The organism is Chryseobacterium sp. (assembly GCF_008831505.1).
In the GTDB taxonomy this organism is placed as follows: Bacteria; Bacteroidota; Bacteroidia; order Flavobacteriales; family Weeksellaceae; genus Marnyiella.
The window spans coordinates 2,155,263-2,171,632 of sequence record NZ_CP044507.1 but is presented as its reverse complement, the minus strand read 5'-3'; the positions used below and the strand labels follow the sequence as shown (position 1 = coordinate 2,171,632).

Genomic DNA, 16,370 nt, shown 5'->3' with positions numbered 1-16,370 from the left:
GTCCATTTTTATGGGCTTTTTCTGTTTTCAGACTTTTTTGCTGGCACGGTTTTCGCCTGTTTGCCATTATCAAATATTAAAACAATGAAAAAAATACTTTTAACGGGAATTGCGGCAGCTTCGCTGGCTGTTTCCTGCTCAACTGCAAAAACTGCCCAGGCCAACAGAGCGGAATTTCTTAAGATGAAAGGTACATGGCAAATTACAAGTGTAGATTACGATAAATCTTATATGATAAGACCTTTTGATGAAGGGGCCGATGCTCAGTGTTTCGTGGGAAGCCAGTGGGTACTGGTACCGAATAATTATACAGGATCATACACATTGAACGGTGGCGGAGCCTGCCCGGTAAAAACGCAGCCAATTAAGTTTGAGGTAGTAAGTGGTAATACTTTTCAGTTCAAGAAAATCTTTGACGGTACAAAACCGAAAGAGAATGAAACCGGATATGCACTTACTTTGTTAAACCAGACCGCCGACCAGTTTTCAGTGCAGCAATCGGTTCCTTTTGAAGGTCAGAACGTTAATGTAATTTACAATTTCCAGAGAACTGCAAAATAATCAATAAATAATAAAATCATGAAATTAAGGAATACTTATATAGCAGGAATTACAGCGGCTCTTATGCTTACGAGTTGCGAAACTATTCAGAATTCAAATCACCAGCAAAGAGGTACCGTTGTAGGCGCATCTACAGGGGCTGTTATCGGCGGTGTGTTGGGTAACAATGTGGGTAAAGGTGGCAACGCGCCGGCCGGAGCTGTCCTAGGGGGCATCATTGGTGGTGTAGCCGGTAATGTGATTGGTCGCAAAATGGACCAACAGGCTAAAGAGATAAAGCAAACACTGCCTGGCGCCGAAGTTGAAAGGGTAAATGAAGGAATTAAGGTAACTCTGCCGGAGAGAATGGTTAATTTTGGTTTTGATTCGTCTGAACTGTCAGCGACCTCCAGAGCAAACCTCGATAAACTTGCGGATATCCTTAAAAATAATGAAGACACCAACATTAATATTTATGGTCACACTGACAGTAAAGGAACGGATAGTTACAACCAGGCTCTGTCTGAAAGAAGAGCAGCTGCGGTAAAGTCCTATCTGGTAGGCAAAGGAGTGGCTTCCAGCCGCATGTACACCATGGGTATGGGTGAAAGTGATCCCAAGTCCTCTAATGACACCGAAGCGGGCCGGGCAGATAACCGTCGTGTAGAATTTGCAATTACTGCGAATGAAAATATGATTAAGGAAGCTCAGCAGGAACAGTAAGAACTTTATTGAGCCCAATATTTATAATGAACTGCCTCCTGGCAGTTTTTTTTGTTGCCTGTAAAATGCATTGTCTTAAAATAACGTATTTTTACGCTTGATTCCTCAAATTATTTATGACAAAATATATAAAACTGCTACGTGTGGAGCAGTGGGTCAAGAACCTTTTTGTTTTTCTTCCGCTGTTTTTTTCCGGCAACATCACTAATGCTGATTTGGTTTTAAAGAGTTTAGCAGCTTTTGTAGTGTTCTCTCTGGCCGCCAGCTTTATATATATTCTGAACGACTATTCCGATGTAGAGTCCGACCGCAGGCATCCCGAAAAATGCAACAGACCGATTGCCAGCGGTGCCATATCAAAGAGTACCGCGATTGCTTTTATGTTTATGGTGCTCGCAGCCGCACTCCTGTTATTGGCTGTTTCGCAGTTCTGTCTCGGAATCAGTGTCGGAAAATTTTCCTCCGTCATCCTGTTCTATGTATTGCTTAATGTGGCTTATACCTTTCATCTGAAACATGTAGCCATCATTGATGTGTCAATAATTGCAACAGGTTTCGTGCTCCGTGTACTGGCAGGTGGTTATATTTCAGGAATCCCTATATCCCAGTGGGCCATCCTTCTTACATTCGTGTTAGCACTCGTGCTTGCATTTGGCAAACGGCGGGGTGAACTTATCAATGCCCAGATTTCCGGGCGTACGCGGAAAGCCCTGGATGGTTATAATGTTCAGTTTGCCGATATCGCGCTGTCAATATCCGTTACTCTCGCTATAATTTCCTACCTTATGTTCACCGTGCAGCCGGAAGTGCAGGATCGGTTTGGCAGCCGGATATTCTATACATTCATTTTTGTAGTGTTTGCATTTATGAGATACCTTCAGCAAACTCTTGTGCATAACAAGACAGAATCTCCGACAAAAATCATATACAAAGACCGTTACATACAGGTAACTCTTGCCATGTGGTTTGCTACCTTCCTGCTCTTGATATATGATAAGCAGTTTTAATTAGGATGAAGAAGAATTTTGTACAGAAAATAGCCAATTGGGGCAATTATCCTGTGGTAACAAAGAATATCCGCACCGCAGACACGCTCTCCGCAATCAGGTCCTTTGTTGAGCAACATAACGAAGTAATTGCGAGGGGCAACGGAAGATGTTATGGCGATGCTGCGCTGGCAGAAAATATTTTCTCCACTGCAAGACTGAATAAATTTATAAATTTTGACCGGATTAATGGGATAATCGAATGTGAGTCCGGGGTTTTGCTGGCGGATGTGCTGGACCTTATAATTAAACAGGGATATTTCCTCTATGTTACTCCCGGAACCAAATTCATAACCGTTGGAGGTGCCATTGCTTCTGATGTGCATGGCAAAAATCATCATTCTGAGGGTTGTTTTTCAGATTATTTGATTTCATTTAAACTAATGATTGAAGACGGTTCTGTACATAACTGCTCGGAAAGCGAAAATGCACAGCTGTTTTGGTCCACCATTGGAGGGATGGGCCTTACAGGTATCATACTTTCGGCCGTTTTCAAACTCCGTAATATAGAAACTGCTTATATCCGGCAGGAAAGCATAAAAGCTGAAAATCTGGACCAGATCTTTTCCCTGTTCGAGGAGAGTGACTCGTGGACGTACAATGTGGCCTGGATAGACTGCCTGCAAACGGGCAACAGGATAGGGCGGTCCATTCTGATGCGTGGCGAACATGCCACCAGAAATGAAATTGATGCAAAGAAGCGCGAAACCCCTTACGTAATAAAGGAGCGGCTGCTGCCCTCAGTGCCGGGATATCTGCCTTCCGTCCTGCTGAACAGATTCACAGTGAAACTGTTTAATAAACTGTATTATGCTCAGCAAAGGCAGAAAAAAACAGAGAATATTGTAGATTATGAAAGGTTTTTCTTTCCATTGGATGCAGTGGGAAACTGGAACCGGATCTATGGGAAGAAGGGCTTTATCCAGTATCAGATGGTGATTCCGAAAGAGCACGGCCGTCAGGGTATGCAGGAAATACTTTCTGCCATTGCGGAAAGTGGTAATGGATCGTTTTTGGCGGTACTTAAACTGTTTGGTAAGAATAATCCATTTGCCTACAATTCTTTTCCGATGGAAGGGTATACACTGGCCCTGGATTTTAAGGTGAACCTGCAACTTCCCACATTGGTAGCACAGCTGGATACTATAGTTGAGAAATATGGCGGAAGAATTTATCTGACCAAGGATTCGATGAGTAAAAACTCATTAACCAACTATTTAAGGAATGTGGAAAATCCCAAATTTGTGTCACTTCAGCATAAAAGAATCCTGAACAGCACCATTACGTCGCAAACTACACACGGCACAAACAGCAAAAGAAATAGGCAATGATTGTATTAGGCAGTAATTCGGAAGTGGCCCAGGCTTTTGTGGAAGAGGTCCTGCAGCGGGACGGAAATTTGGAAAAACTGTATCTGTTTACCTCCGAACCTGAACTCGCACACAAATTTGCACAGCATCTTCAGGTTAAATATCTGCAGGAGTCAGAGATTGTAATGCTGGACCTTACCTCCGAACTCAATTTTTCACGTTTTGAGCGGGTTGAGTCATCGCTCCTGTTCTGTGCGGTTGGATATCTGGGTATGGGCAGTGAGGAAGGTCTTTATGACACAAAAAATACAACCAGGGTGCTGGATATTAATTTTAGCCGTCTCATTCCGCTGTTGACGCATTTTGCTGAGAAAATGGAACGCCGCCGCGGAGGTACCATGATTGTGCTTTCGTCGGTGGCGGGAGACCGGGGCAGGCAAAGCAATTTTATTTATGGAAGTGCCAAAGCAGGACTGACCGCATACTTAAGTGGTCTGCGTAATTATATGCACCACCGGCGCGTACACATAATGACCGTGAAACCCGGATTTATGAGGACTAAAATGACCGAGGGGCTGCCGCTCAATCCTGTACTTACAGTTACACCATCCAGGGCAGCTGCAAATATTTATACAGCTTACAGAAATAAACGTAATGTCATTTATGTATTGCCTGTTTGGCGTCTTATAATGTTTGTTATAAAGAATATTCCGGAGTTTATTTTTGTTAAACTTAAACTCTGATATTTATCTGATGAGAAAACTTTATTGCTTTGATTTTGACGGTACCCTTACCTATAGGGACACTATGTTTATGTTTCTTAGGCACTATAATGCCTGTAGGTTTTACATCAGATTTGTACTTCACATTCCTCTTTTTATATTATTGAAATTAAGACTTATGGATGCTGAGACGGTTAAGAAAAGTTTCATATCCTCAGTACTTAAAGGTGAAAGACGTAGCCGGATTGAAGAAGAATCGGATAGGTTTTTTAACGAGAATTTCCCCGCTGTAATGCGGCAGAATGCGCTTGATTTTCTGAAGAGCCGCGATTCGGCTCAAACTGAAAGTTGGCTGGTTACCGCCTCGCTGGATATTTGGGTCCGCCCGTTTGCACAGAAGTTCAATATGAAACTTCTGGCTACGGAAGCAGAATTTAGGGATGATGTGTTTACAGGTAGGTTTATTACGCCTAATTGTAACGGTAATGAAAAACTTAACCGCATTCGTGCGGAAATCAAGGGGCGGAAATTTGACAAGATAATAGCCTTTGGCGATACGGCGGGTGACAAGCCCATGCTGAACTGGGCCGACGAAAGCTATTTCCGTTTTTTTCATTAATTTTGAAAGCTATAACACGTACTCCTCATGAAGAAAGTCTATTTGGATAACGCTGCAACTACACCTATTGCAGATCAGGTAATTACTGAAATGGTTGCGGCCATGAAGAACTTTGGTAATCCATCATCCACCCACAGTTTTGGTCAGGAAGCTAAAATCCTTATTGAAAATGTACGGAGGAAGATTGCGGATTATCTACGTGTAAGTCCGGCAGAGATTATTTTTACCTCTTGCGGTACCGAAAGCAATAACATGATTATTAAATCGTGTGTGCGTAATTTGGGCGTTACCAGGATAATTACATCACCCATCGAGCATAAATGTGTTGCCGAAACGGTTGCGGAAATGAAAAGCCGTAAGAATGTTGAGGTGGTTTACCTTCGTCCGGACAAAAAAGGTGATATAGATTTGGTGCAGCTGGAGGAAGTGCTGAAGCAATCAGACGCTAAGACACTGGTTTCCCTTATGCATGCCAATAATGAAATTGGTAACATGATAGACCTAAAGAAGGTCGCAACAATCTGTAAAGAGTTTAATGCATTGTTTCACTCGGATACCGTACAGAGTATGGCACATATGGATCTTGATTTCTCAGACATTCCGGTGGATTTTGCGTCCTGCAGTGCTCATAAATTCCACGGTCCAAAGGGCAGTGGTTTCGCATTTATAAGAAAGTCTTCCGGTCTGAAAGCTTTGATCACCGGAGGTCCTCAGGAAAGAAGCTTGAGAGCCGGTACTGAAAATGTTGCCGGAATTGTAGGGCTTGGCGCCTCAATGGAACTTGCGATGAAGCATATGAAAGAATATTCTGAGCATATCATACAAATTAAGGATTATGCCGTTAAGAGGATATCAGAAAGTGTCCCCAGCGTCAAGTTTAACGGAAGGAGTAGTGAACATAGCAGTCTCTATACGGTATTAAGTGTCTTGCTTCCTTTTAAAGATCCCATGATTGGTATGAAGCTCGATATGCAGGGTATCGCGGTTTCACAGGGAAGCGCCTGTTCTTCTGGTGCCTCTAAGCCTTCAATGGTGATGCTGATGCTCCTGGATGATGAAGAACTGAACACCACCACACCACTGCGTGTATCCTTTAGTCATCTTACAACGACAGATGAAATTGACGTTTTGGCTGATGCATTGCAGAAAATTGCGGAAAGTTATAATATAGAAAGTGTAAATAGTTAGAATAGGTGCCACATGAATAGGGTTGACCTATAAAAGTGTACATTTGCAATAGTTCATACAGTATTAATAAAAAAATATAAAAAATGGCAGTAGAGATTACAGACAGCTCGTTTCAGGAAACAGTGCTTAAATCAGATAAACCGGTACTTGTAGATTTTTGGGCAGTATGGTGCGGACCATGCCGTATGCTTGGACCCATTATCGAAGAAGTTGCCGCCGATTTTGAAGGAAAGGCAGTAGTGGGTAAAGTAGATGTAGACAATAATCAGCAGGTTTCTGTAGATTATGGTATCAGAAATATACCGACTGTGCTCATCTTCAAAAATGGAGAGGTGGTAGATAAGATTGTAGGTGTAGCTTCAAAAGAAGTTATTTCTGAAAAACTTTCAGCACATTTATAAAAATAATCAGATTGATAATGAATGCTTTCCCTTCGGGGGAAGTATTTTTATTAATAAAAAATTGGTGCCGTATAGAAATTTGTGTACTTTTGCACTCACCAAAAAGGAAGAAGTTCTTTAACATTAATTGGTAAGACAGTTCAGCTGGTTAGAATGCTCTCGTCAAGAGTGACGAGACGGGTTCGAGTCCAGATGGATACAAAAGTTTATCAGAACTTTTTAAAATCTGATCCGGTAGTTCAGCTGGTTAGAATGCTCTCGTCAAGAGTGACGAGACGGATTCGAGTCCACTGGGATACTAAAGTTTATCAGAACTTTTCAAAATCTGATCCGGTAGTTCAGCTGGTTAGAATGCCGCCCTGTCACGGCGGAGGTCGCGGGTTCGAGTCCCGTCCGGATCGCAGCTTATTATTCACGTCATCAGATGTTGAAGTACGCATTATCAGAAGTGAGATGCAGGAGTTAAAATTGAAGTTTATCAGAACTTTTTAAAATCTGATCCGGTAGTTCAGCTGGTTAGAATGCCGCCCTGTCACGGCGGAGGTCGCGGGTTCGAGTCCCGTCCGGATCGCATGCAGCCCCATTTTGGGGCTTTTTTGTTTTATATAGGCCACAAGTAATTATCCAACAGTACTATTTTAATTCTTAACTTAGAATTTATTTATGTACTATGTTTATATTCTATATTCGGCTGAAATAGATGTTTACTACAAAGGGTTTTCAACCGATGTAGCACAGCGTCTCAATCATCATCTTAATGGCCTGCATAAATTCACCTCTTCTGTACGTGACTGGAGAGTGGTTTATATAGCGCCATACCAAACAAAAAAAGAAGCTTTAGTAGAGGAGAAACGTATAAAAAGACTGAATAGAGCATCAATTGAGAAGTTAATAAAGGGTTAGAATGCTACCCTGTCATCTCGTCATGAATGACGAGACGGGTTCGAGTCCCGTCCGGATCGCATAAAGCCCCATTTTGGGGCTTTTTTTTATATAGGCCACAAGTAATTATCCAACAGTACTATTTAATTCTTAACTTAGAATTTATTTATGTACTATGTTTATATTCTATACGGCCGAAATAGATGTTTACTACAAAAGGTTTTCAACCGATGTAGCACAGCGTCTCAATCATCATCTTAATGGCCTGCATAAATTCACCTCTTCTGTACGTGACTGGAGAGTGGTTTATATAGCGCCATACCAAACAAAAAAAGAAGCTTTAGTAGAGGAGAAACGTATAAAAAGACTGAATAGAGCATCAATTGAGAAGTTAATTAAGGGTTAGAATGCTGCCCTATCATCTCGTCATTCATGACGAGACGGGTTCGAGTCCCGTCCGGATCGCATGCAGCCCCATTTTGGGGCTTTTTTGTTTTATATAGGCCACAAGTAATTATCCAACAGTACTATTTTAATTCTTAACTTAGAATTTATTTATGTACTATGTTTATATTCTATATTCGGCTGAAATAGATGTTTACTACAAAGGGTTTTCAACCGATGTAGCACAGCGTCTCAATCATCATCTTAATGGCCTGCATAAATTCACCTCTTCTGTACGTGACTGGAGAGTGGTTTATATAGCGCCATACCAAACAAAAAAAGAAGCTTTAGTAGAGGAGAAACGTATAAAAAGACTGAATAGAGCATCAATTGAGAAGTTAATAAAGGGTTAGAATGCTACCCTGTCATCTCGTCATGAATGACGAGACGGGTTCGAGTCCCGTCCGGATCGCATAAAGCCCCATTTTGGGGCTTTTTTTTATATAGGCCACAAGTAATTATCCAACAGTACTATTTAATTCTTAACTTAGAATTTATTTATGTACTATGTTTATATTCTATACGGCCGAAATAGATGTTTACTACAAAAGGTTTTCAACCGATGTAGCACAGCGTCTCAATCATCATCTTAATGGCCTGCATAAATTCACCTCTTCTGTACGTGACTGGAGAGTGGTTTATATAGCGCCATACCAAACAAAAAAAGAAGCTTTAGTAGAGGAGAAACGTATAAAAAGACTGAATAGAAATTCAATCTTAAAGTTAATTGCTGGTTAAAATATTCCCGTCAAGAATGACGGGAAGCAATAAGGATAGGTTGTAGTTAGCGTGGCTCTCAAACAGATCATTGGAAATCTTCTGAAGTTCCATTTGCCTCCTTGCCATGAAATTTACTTATGTGACCTCTCTCGAAATCTCAAAGTTTGATAAGTTAGGTTCCACGAGCCACTTTTGCAGAAGATAAATGCTCAACGTATACTATAGTCCTCCATTTATCCGGTTGTAATTCCATGCTGCTACAAATGTACCTGCCGTTTCGGTGCGTAACCTTTGATTTCCCAGCGAAACCGCTGTGATGCCAGCGTCTGCCAGCAGCTTAATCTCTGCCGGACTGAAATCGCCCTCAGGTCCTATCATAAAGGTTATTCTGTCCATAGAAGGAATCTGATGGAGTTCTCTTCTCTCAAAAGCAGAATCACAGTGTGCTACAAATGTTTCCCCGGGGGCCTGTTTCTGAATAAAATCTGAAAGCTTGGTTAGGTTGTTCACCTTTGGAAAGTGAAAACGAAGCGACTGTTTGGATGCGGCGATCACCTGCTTCTGTAATTTTTCGAAGTTCAAATTCCGCCGTTCCGTCTTTTCCGTCAGTAAGAATGTTATCTCGCTGATGCCCATTTCAGTGGCTTTTTCCACGAAAAATTCGATACGGTCTATATTTTTGGTTGGTGCAATCGCAATATGAAGGTTCAGGGAAAAGGGTAGAGCCGGCGGAAGGTATTTTACATTATCCAAAATAACTTTTTTACCCTCCAGGATCAGCTGGCCGTTTGCCGCATTTCCTTTTCCGTCAGTGACTGTAATTTCATCACCATCACGCATACGCAAAACCTTAAGGATGTGCTGCTGTTCATCTTCATCAATCTTAACTTCGGGGAAAATTTCGCCAAAAAATAATTTCATCACTGTATGAATTAATCCTTATTAGTGAAATCAGACACCAGATCATACCTGGCTGCGGCAGAAACGGAGAGGTCCGAAAATTCACCACGTTCAAATTTGAGTTTTGCTACCATGGCAATCATTGCGGCGTTATCTGTAGTATACTCAAATTTTGGTATATAAATATTCCAACCTAATCGTCGTCCTGTATCCTGCATTGCTTCTCTCAGTGCTGAGTTGGCTGAAACACCTCCTGCTATCGCAACTTCGGAAATTTTCAGTTCAGTAGCTGCCTTTGTAAGTTTCTGCATCAGGATATCTACGATACTTTTCTGAACAGAGGCACAAAGGTCATTTATGTTTTCGCTGATGAATTCCGGATTCTTCCTGATTTCTTTTTGGATAAAATAAAGCACTGAAGTTTTAATGCCGCTAAAGGAGTAATCGTAGTCCTGCATCTTCGGCTTGCTGAATTCGTAGGCCGTAGGATTTCCGTCCTTGGCTAATCTGTCAATGATGGGACCGGCCGGGTAATCCAGGCCAAATATCTTTCCAATCTTGTCGAAGGCTTCACCAGCCGCATCGTCCGTAGTTTTACCGATGATCTGCATGTGAAAGTAATCCTTAACCAGCACAATCATGGTATGTCCGCCACTTACAGTAAGGCATAGAAAAGGGAATTTCGGAGGCACAGGATTTGCATCGGCAATAAAATGCGCTAAAATGTGGGCCTGGAGATGATTTACCTCAATTAAGGGTACATTCAAGCTCATAGCCAGTGATTTAGCAAAGGAGGTTCCCACAAGCAGTGATCCCAACAGACCGGGACCCCGGGTGAAGCCTACGGCGTCAATATCATTTTGTTGTATATTTGCTCTGGTTATGGACTGCTGTACAACTGGAATGATGTTTTGCTGATGCGCACGGGAAGCCAGTTCGGGGACAACCCCGCCGTATAAGTTGTGAATTTCCTGATTTGCTGCAATATTGGAGAGAATCTCATTACCTCTGATCACTGCCGCAGAAGTATCGTCACAGGACGACTCTATCCCTAAAATTATTGACTCGTTCATTACAATGGCAAATATAGAGAATAATAAAAACAGTAACGAGCAGCATTCAAATACTATTCCCGAAAAGATCGGTGAAAAAGTGGAGCAGGTAAAGGAGGTGGTCTCCGATGTAGTGCAGGATCCCGTAGGTTCAGCCGGGGCTATTGTAGAGCAGGCCGCAAAGGATGTAACCAACGTTCGCTGGTGGGTGAAGCTGATGCTCATTATTTTCTGGTTCAGTCTCTCGCTGTTCGTAATTGCACTGGTAGCAGTAAATTTACCTGTAACAAAGCGCTGGGCTGCCAATCAGGCGCTGCAGATCCTAAACCAGGATTTTAAGGCAGAGATGTCCACACGAGATGTCCATGTAGATTACTTTGGCGATGTTACCATTCGCGGCCTCACCATAAAAGACTATAAAGGACTTGAATTTATAAAAGTTCGTGAATTCCGTGCCAACTCAAACTGGATTGCCTTGGCCACCAATGCCATTAGCGGCAGCAGTAACTCGCTAAGTTTTGATGCTTTGACATTGACTGAGGCCGATATTAAAGTAATCACCTATGAAGGCGACAGCATTTCAAACTTCATCAGATATATCGGAAATTTTGATTCAGGAAAGAAAGCGGATCCCACCAAGCCCCCTTTTCTACTCAACTCCCGGGTAGAACTTGTGAACTCCAGGGTTTCCATTATCAACAGGAACAGCAGTGGAGATAAGGGCCGGTGGTTGGTAGCCCAAAATCTAAACCTGCGCGCACCAAGTGTGCGTGTAAATGGTGGCGATGTTTTCGCTCAGGTTAATAACCTTAGCTTCAATACGAGCCGCTGGGGCAAGAAACATACTGTGGATACATTTTCAGCAGATATTTCACTTACGAAAGATTTTCTTTCACTTCGGGATCTTACTCTGCTCACAGACCACACCCTGCTGCAGGGTGATGTAAAATTCAACCTCAATAATGGGTCGTGGTCAGATTTTACCAACCGGGTACGTTGGGAAATGGTAATGAAACAGGGTAGTCAGATCAGCGGCTATGATATCAGTTATTTTGTAACGCAGTGGGACAATTACAAGCCGGTAAACATATCCGGATCGATGGCCGGACCTCTTAACAACTTCTATCTCAGTAACTTTGTTCTGGGCAACCGCGATGTGAGTGTGCGTACGGGCACCATGAAACTCAGTAATTTACTGAACGGCAAGTTTGTAATTGAGACCAATGATCTGTCAACCGATTTTACCTATAAGGGTCTGAAAGCCATGTTACCCACATTTGTTTCTGAAAAGATGAAGAATTTTGCCGATGATTTCGGCCGGCTCAGATACCGGGGTGGCGTAAGGGTGATGCCCGAGCAGATTTATGTACCCAGAGGCAATCTCATCACCGGCATCGGCAGGGCAAATATCCGGAATTTCTACCTGACTGATTACAGCACGGTTATGCCCAAATACCGCGGATATGCCGAGGTTTTTGATCTTAACACTTCCATAATCACCAAAAGTAAGCAGGTTGGACTCATTACAGGTAAATTTAATGTGGACGGGCAGAGTTTTGATGTAAATACCATGCGCATCCGTACGCAGTCCCAGATTGCCAGCATTGAAATATTGGATAAAGTAATTAATAATGTCACCCTGGATGGTTTGCTGGACCGCAGAACCTATAATGGAATTGTAAAGGTGAATGATGATCAGGCGCGGGGCGCAGTGAAGGGTCTTATTGATTTCCGGACCTCCCGGATCCTTGCCGATGTAAATGCAGATATTGGCTATCTGAACCTGAATTATTTTACCGGGGCTTCCGGCAGCCAGGTTATGAGTGGCCAGGTAAACGGTAAGATAGCAATGACCAGTCTGAACGATATGAACCTGGACGCAGAGCTTACCAATCTGAATTTCGCTACATCCACTCAAAAATTTAATATACCAAATGCAAAAGTACAGGCCTTTTTTGAGGACGGCAACCGCGTTGTAGCAGTAGATGCACCGGGCGCTGTAAGCGGCAGGATTGCGGGCCGTTATAATCTGGGCGATCTACCCGCGATGATAGAAAACGGCCTCAATAAAATCCTGGTGGGTCCGCCGCCGCGCCGGATGTTCCGTGGGCAGAATTTTAATATGGAATTCAATATTCGCCAGAATTTGGTGAATTATTTTATGCCGGACCTGCGGATCCCGCGCGGAGCTTTTGTGAACGGCTCCTATAATGGGGATGCCAACAACCTGGTCCTGAATCTGGATGCGTCCGAACTGATGTATTATACGACGAAAAAGCAGGAAATCACCGATGCGGACCGTGCGCTTGCGGCAGTAAACCCTGAATACCGGATCACACAAAGCGACCTCGTAAAAAGGGACAGTGCCATGGTAAACAACTTGGTGGTTCGCATCAACACTGCCAATCTTGATGAACAGATATTCGCAAAGGTGGACCGGGCGCAGTATGGTAATAATGTTCTAAAAGAGGTAAGCATAACGGGCCGAAACGAAAACAACCGGTTGCTTCATATTGCCGCCAATTTTCAACACGGAAATCCGCAGGAGGAAGTTAACGGAGAACTCAAGAATTATAGCATTAACTTAAACCAGTCTACAAACACTCAGGGTGACTATGTAGTAAGGTTTGACCCTACTTCGGTTAATTTCAATAATGTTACATGGAGTATTGATACCAGTCCGCAACTGAATCATTCCATTACTTACCGCAAGGCAACCAAAGATTTCCTGATAGAGAATCTGCGTATTTTCTCGGACAGCAGCGAGTTACTTGTTAAAACTGCTACGTTCAAATCTGCTAAGGATTTCCATGCCGAGGCTGAAGTTAAGAATATGCAGATTGCCAAAATCCTGGAAATGCAGGCTGGTGGAAATTCTCTGGATATGCAGGGACTTGCAAACGGAAGCATCAACATTACAATGAATCGGAATAACCTGGAACCACTCGTGGATTTGAGGATTGATAACATTACAATGGATGGCGAGGATCTTGGTAATATTGTTATCAATGCTAAGAATTCAGCTACTGCAAATGTGTTCGACATAGAAGCTCAGGTAATTTCCGCCGGAATCATCGGCGATAACAATTTGCTGGTAACCGGCACCATTGACAATAACACGCCTTCACCTACCCTGGACATCAAGGCTGATATGAAGGACTTCGATCTTAAATTTGCCAATCAGTTCGTTAAAGGGGTTTTCAGTAATATGCGTGGATATGCCAATGGGGTGCTGTCTGTGAACGGTACGCTGAAGGATCTGGATTACAGTGGTGACATCGCAATGAGTAAATTCGGGCTTAAACTTGATTTTACAGGTGTCGATTATTCTTTTGAGGACACCGTAATTCCATTGTCACGGGGCCGCGCGATACTTAATAATATTGGAGTCCGGGACGGTCGTAACAATTCCAGCGGTACAATTTCCGGGGCGATTTATTTTGAAACCCTGGCTTCTATGGCGGTCGAGCTCATTATGAGGGCAGATAATCTAATGATGCTTAATACCACGCAAAGCGATTATGATCTGTTCTGGGGTAGGATATACGGTCAAGGAGATCTCTATGTTTCCGGTCCGGTGAAATCGCTGAGTATACAAACGCCTAATATGAGGGCCCTCAACAACAGTGTGTTTACTTTTAACTCCAATTCCACCTCCAATGTTGAAGAATTTAAGATGCTGCGGTTTCTCAAGGAGGATGACAAAGGAGTCATTACCCTGGAGGATAAAAAACGGTCAGGTGCCAATATGAATATTGACTTCAATCTGGCTGTGGACAAAGGAACTACCGTGAATGTACTCGTAGGAGATGATATAGGAAATATCTCGGTGCGCGGAACATCCGACGAACTGCGGTTTGTGATGGCCCGGACCGGAAACATTGAAATGAACGGTTCTTATATCGTTGAAAACGGAACCTTCACCTCCAAAGCCGTCCTAAACCGTACCTTCCAGATTGTTCAGGGCAGCAGCATCCGCTGGGATGGCGATGCCTTAACACCTGCACTCGACATCACTGCCAACTATATGCGTACTGTTTCCAACACCGGCGATTATCTGGGAGTTGCTCTGCAGCCTGTGAATGTTCTGCTTCAAACCAGGATTACGCAGACACTGAATAATCCTAAAATTGAACTGGGTGTGTCGGCTGTTGATGTTTCCAGCCAGATTCGGGAAACACTGGCATCGAAAATGAATCAGGAGGATGAAAAGGTGATACAGTTTGGTTCTGTATTATTGCTTAACCGATTTAATACAACCGCAACCGGACTGGATGTGGGTAATATTGCCGAAAATACAGGATATAACCTGCTTTTCAGACAGCTCGGATCTGTACTGAACACCATCAGCAATGAATTTCAGATTGACCTGAATTATGTGCGCGGCGATGAGGCCTCAAATACAGGAGACCGTGCCAATGCCGGAGTGAGTTTCGATCTCTCACCACGCGTTAAGGTGAAAACAGGTCTGGGTATACCTTTGTCCAGAGGACCGGAGGGTACAGACACCGACCTGCTTTCCGGAGAAGGAACCGTAGAAATTGACGTAAGCAAGAAAAATGACGGCACACTGGTGCTTCGGGGCTACTCCAAACCAATGAATATCGGAATGGGAAGTGGAGGAAGTAACGGTGCAGCCAACCAAACCTATGGAGGTGGGGTAGTATGGAGCAAAAGTTTTAATACCATCTTCAAAAGAAGGCAGAAGGATAAAATACCCTCTTCACAAAACCCCTCAAATTCCAAAGAATCAAAAACAAAAGATTCAATTGCTTTGTAATTATTAGGTTGAACATAAGGTTGCGTTAAATTATCGTTAATACATTCTAAATATTGTGTTGTTTAATATTTTTTTGTAATTTTGCAAAAAATACAGCAATTTATTAATAAATACTCAATTAAATAAAATGAATTATCAGTTAGATGAGATAGACAAGAGAATTCTTGATTTCCTGGTGAAAAACACCCGTATGCCCTTTACCGAAATTGCTAAACAAATGGACGTTTCTGCCGGCACAATTCATGTTCGGGTTAAGAAAATGGAAGATGCCGGAATCATTCTTGGATCTTCACTTAGCATAGATTATGGCAAACTTGATTACCATTTTACTGCCTTTATCGGGATTCTCCTTACCAAATCAAACCGTACTCAGGAAGTACTGAAAGAACTTGCTGCTATTCCAAATGTTGTGGAAGCCAGCGTAATTTCTGGAAAATATAATATTTTCTGTAAGATGCGTGCCAAGAATACCGAGGATGCCAAAAGAATCATTTATATGATTGATGACATACAGGATGTAATGAGAACCGAAAGTATGATCTCCATGGAAGAGTATCTGAGCGACAAGAACAGACTTATTGATGCCGTAAGGATCTAATTTATTAATTACATTTACTGAAACCTGCGGATTGTTCGCAGGTTTCATTATTTTTGCACCTATGGAAAGGAATGAATTTGCCGATGAAAGCCCTAAAAAAGATTTAGGTTTTATACTGTCACTGCTCGCGCTTTTACTTTTCACAATTATGGGTATTGGTGTAGATGTGGATCAGTACCTGCAGCAAGGTGAACTTAAAATTCCGGAGTGGTATTTTTACATTATTTTCTCTGTCGATTTCCTTATTATCCTTTCGCTTCTCCTCATTTATCTTTACCGGAAAATTGGCGTAATCCTTTTTCCATTGCTGGTAGGTGCACATTTTTATTCCCACATCTATTACCTGGATACATTTCTCTATACAGATGTTACATCACTGTTCCTCTTTACAGGAATAGGTCTGCTTGCCTTTATTCCCAAATGGCAGTTCTTTAAATAATCGGAC

17 protein-coding genes and 2 tRNA genes are annotated in these 16,370 nt (G+C 42.5%); 17 read left to right on the top strand and 2 right to left on the bottom strand.

The annotated features are described in order from the left end of the window. Positions 1-84: 84 nt before the first annotated feature. From F7R58_RS10235 to F7R58_RS13155, 14 genes are all read left to right on the top strand, one after another. Positions 85-561 (top strand): lipocalin family protein, encoded by a 477-nt coding sequence (locus F7R58_RS10235; protein WP_158064824.1) that lies wholly within the window; start codon positions 85-87, stop codon positions 559-561. A gap of 18 nt (positions 562-579) precedes the next feature. Further along, the gene (locus tag F7R58_RS10230) at positions 580-1,263 is read left to right on the top strand and encodes an OmpA family protein (RefSeq protein WP_158064823.1); all 684 of its coding nucleotides are present in this window, start codon (positions 580-582) and stop codon (positions 1,261-1,263) included. A gap of 116 nt (positions 1,264-1,379) precedes the next feature. After that, on the top strand, positions 1,380-2,270 hold the full coding sequence (locus F7R58_RS10225) for a decaprenyl-phosphate phosphoribosyltransferase (RefSeq protein WP_158064822.1): 891 nt from the start codon (positions 1,380-1,382) through the stop codon (positions 2,268-2,270). Positions 2,271-2,275: 5 nt separating this feature from the next. Next, a complete protein-coding gene (locus F7R58_RS10220; protein ID WP_158064821.1) occupies positions 2,276-3,640 on the top strand; it encodes an FAD-dependent oxidoreductase in 1,365 nt (454 codons plus the stop codon). Continuing rightward, a complete protein-coding gene (locus F7R58_RS10215) occupies positions 3,637-4,362 on the top strand; it encodes an SDR family NAD(P)-dependent oxidoreductase (protein WP_158064820.1) in 726 nt (241 codons plus the stop codon). The genes F7R58_RS10220 and F7R58_RS10215 overlap by 4 nt, the downstream gene beginning before the upstream one ends. Before the next feature lie 10 nt (positions 4,363-4,372). Next, positions 4,373-4,960, top strand: a complete 588-nt coding sequence (locus F7R58_RS10210; RefSeq protein ID WP_158064819.1) for an HAD family hydrolase — start codon at positions 4,373-4,375, stop codon at positions 4,958-4,960. Positions 4,961-4,987: 27 nt separating this feature from the next. After that, entirely contained in the window at positions 4,988-6,148 is a 1,161-nt protein-coding gene (locus F7R58_RS10205; protein ID WP_158064818.1) for a cysteine desulfurase family protein, read from the top strand. 83 nt (positions 6,149-6,231) lie between these two features. Further along, positions 6,232-6,549 carry a thioredoxin gene (gene trxA, locus F7R58_RS10200; RefSeq protein WP_158064817.1) on the top strand — a complete coding sequence of 106 codons (318 nt, stop codon included), beginning with the start codon at positions 6,232-6,234 and terminating at the stop codon, positions 6,547-6,549. Positions 6,550-6,876: 327 nt separating this feature from the next. Then, positions 6,877-6,950 (top strand) — tRNA-Asp (locus tag F7R58_RS10195). Between the two features lie 96 nt (positions 6,951-7,046). Continuing rightward, positions 7,047-7,120 (top strand) — tRNA-Asp (locus F7R58_RS10190). Between the two features lie 92 nt (positions 7,121-7,212). Further along, positions 7,213-7,452: a GIY-YIG nuclease family protein gene (locus F7R58_RS13170; RefSeq protein ID WP_158064815.1), complete on the top strand. Its 240-nt coding sequence runs from the start codon at positions 7,213-7,215 to the stop codon at positions 7,450-7,452. Positions 7,453-7,606: 154 nt separating this feature from the next. Further along, the gene (locus F7R58_RS13165) at positions 7,607-7,837 is read left to right on the top strand and encodes a GIY-YIG nuclease family protein (RefSeq protein ID WP_158064816.1); all 231 of its coding nucleotides are present in this window, start codon (positions 7,607-7,609) and stop codon (positions 7,835-7,837) included. 151 nt (positions 7,838-7,988) lie between these two features. Next, the gene (locus F7R58_RS13160) at positions 7,989-8,228 is read left to right on the top strand and encodes a GIY-YIG nuclease family protein (protein ID WP_158064815.1); all 240 of its coding nucleotides are present in this window, start codon (positions 7,989-7,991) and stop codon (positions 8,226-8,228) included. A gap of 154 nt (positions 8,229-8,382) precedes the next feature. Then, positions 8,383-8,613 (top strand): GIY-YIG nuclease family protein, encoded by a 231-nt coding sequence (locus tag F7R58_RS13155; RefSeq protein WP_158064814.1) that lies wholly within the window; start codon positions 8,383-8,385, stop codon positions 8,611-8,613. Between the two features lie 201 nt (positions 8,614-8,814). On the opposite strand, the gene F7R58_RS10165 is transcribed toward F7R58_RS13155, so the two are convergent. Together F7R58_RS10165 and tsaD are read right to left on the bottom strand one after the other, a co-directional pair. Continuing rightward, positions 8,815-9,516, bottom strand: coding sequence for an RsmE family RNA methyltransferase (locus tag F7R58_RS10165; RefSeq protein WP_158064813.1), 702 nt, complete (start codon positions 9,514-9,516; stop codon positions 8,815-8,817). Between the two features lie 11 nt (positions 9,517-9,527). Further along, positions 9,528-10,568 (bottom strand): tRNA (adenosine(37)-N6)-threonylcarbamoyltransferase complex transferase subunit TsaD, encoded by a 1,041-nt coding sequence (tsaD, locus tag F7R58_RS10160; RefSeq protein WP_158064812.1) that lies wholly within the window; start codon positions 10,566-10,568, stop codon positions 9,528-9,530. A gap of 4 nt (positions 10,569-10,572) precedes the next feature. Between tsaD and F7R58_RS10155 the strand changes: the two genes are divergently transcribed. From F7R58_RS10155 to F7R58_RS10145, 3 genes are all read left to right on the top strand, one after another. Beyond that, entirely contained in the window at positions 10,573-15,327 is a 4,755-nt protein-coding gene (locus F7R58_RS10155; RefSeq protein ID WP_158064811.1) for a translocation/assembly module TamB domain-containing protein, read from the top strand. 127 nt (positions 15,328-15,454) lie between these two features. Then, positions 15,455-15,925: an Lrp/AsnC family transcriptional regulator gene (locus F7R58_RS10150; protein ID WP_158064810.1), complete on the top strand. Its 471-nt coding sequence runs from the start codon at positions 15,455-15,457 to the stop codon at positions 15,923-15,925. Between the two features lie 61 nt (positions 15,926-15,986). Further along, a complete protein-coding gene (locus F7R58_RS10145; protein ID WP_158064809.1) occupies positions 15,987-16,364 on the top strand; it encodes a hypothetical protein in 378 nt (125 codons plus the stop codon). Positions 16,365-16,370: the final 6 nt, after the last annotated feature.

What these genes read in the sequence shown, in the direction of transcription:
- F7R58_RS10235 (WP_158064824.1), top strand. Translation starts at nt 85, where the DNA reads ATGAAAAAAATACTTTTAACGGGAATTGCGGCAGCTTCGCTGGCTGTT.
- F7R58_RS10230 (WP_158064823.1), top strand. Translation starts at nt 580, where the DNA reads ATGAAATTAAGGAATACTTATATAGCAGGAATTACAGCGGCTCTTATG.
- F7R58_RS10225 (WP_158064822.1), top strand. Translation starts at nt 1,380, where the DNA reads ATGACAAAATATATAAAACTGCTACGTGTGGAGCAGTGGGTCAAGAAC.
- F7R58_RS10220 (WP_158064821.1), top strand. Translation starts at nt 2,276, where the DNA reads ATGAAGAAGAATTTTGTACAGAAAATAGCCAATTGGGGCAATTATCCT.
- F7R58_RS10215 (WP_158064820.1), top strand. Translation starts at nt 3,637, where the DNA reads ATGATTGTATTAGGCAGTAATTCGGAAGTGGCCCAGGCTTTTGTGGAA.
- F7R58_RS10210 (WP_158064819.1), top strand. Translation starts at nt 4,373, where the DNA reads ATGAGAAAACTTTATTGCTTTGATTTTGACGGTACCCTTACCTATAGG.
- F7R58_RS10205 (WP_158064818.1), top strand. Translation starts at nt 4,988, where the DNA reads ATGAAGAAAGTCTATTTGGATAACGCTGCAACTACACCTATTGCAGAT.
- trxA (WP_158064817.1), top strand. Translation starts at nt 6,232, where the DNA reads ATGGCAGTAGAGATTACAGACAGCTCGTTTCAGGAAACAGTGCTTAAA.
- F7R58_RS13170 (WP_158064815.1), top strand. Translation starts at nt 7,213, where the DNA reads ATGTACTATGTTTATATTCTATATTCGGCTGAAATAGATGTTTACTAC.
- F7R58_RS13165 (WP_158064816.1), top strand. Translation starts at nt 7,607, where the DNA reads ATGTTTATATTCTATACGGCCGAAATAGATGTTTACTACAAAAGGTTT.
- F7R58_RS13160 (WP_158064815.1), top strand. Translation starts at nt 7,989, where the DNA reads ATGTACTATGTTTATATTCTATATTCGGCTGAAATAGATGTTTACTAC.
- F7R58_RS13155 (WP_158064814.1), top strand. Translation starts at nt 8,383, where the DNA reads ATGTTTATATTCTATACGGCCGAAATAGATGTTTACTACAAAAGGTTT.
- F7R58_RS10165 (WP_158064813.1), bottom strand. Translation starts at nt 9,516, where the DNA reads ATGAAATTATTTTTTGGCGAAATTTTCCCCGAAGTTAAGATTGATGAA.
- tsaD (WP_158064812.1), bottom strand. Translation starts at nt 10,568, where the DNA reads ATGAACGAGTCAATAATTTTAGGGATAGAGTCGTCCTGTGACGATACT.
- F7R58_RS10155 (WP_158064811.1), top strand. Translation starts at nt 10,573, where the DNA reads ATGGCAAATATAGAGAATAATAAAAACAGTAACGAGCAGCATTCAAAT.
- F7R58_RS10150 (WP_158064810.1), top strand. Translation starts at nt 15,455, where the DNA reads ATGAATTATCAGTTAGATGAGATAGACAAGAGAATTCTTGATTTCCTG.
- F7R58_RS10145 (WP_158064809.1), top strand. Translation starts at nt 15,987, where the DNA reads ATGGAAAGGAATGAATTTGCCGATGAAAGCCCTAAAAAAGATTTAGGT.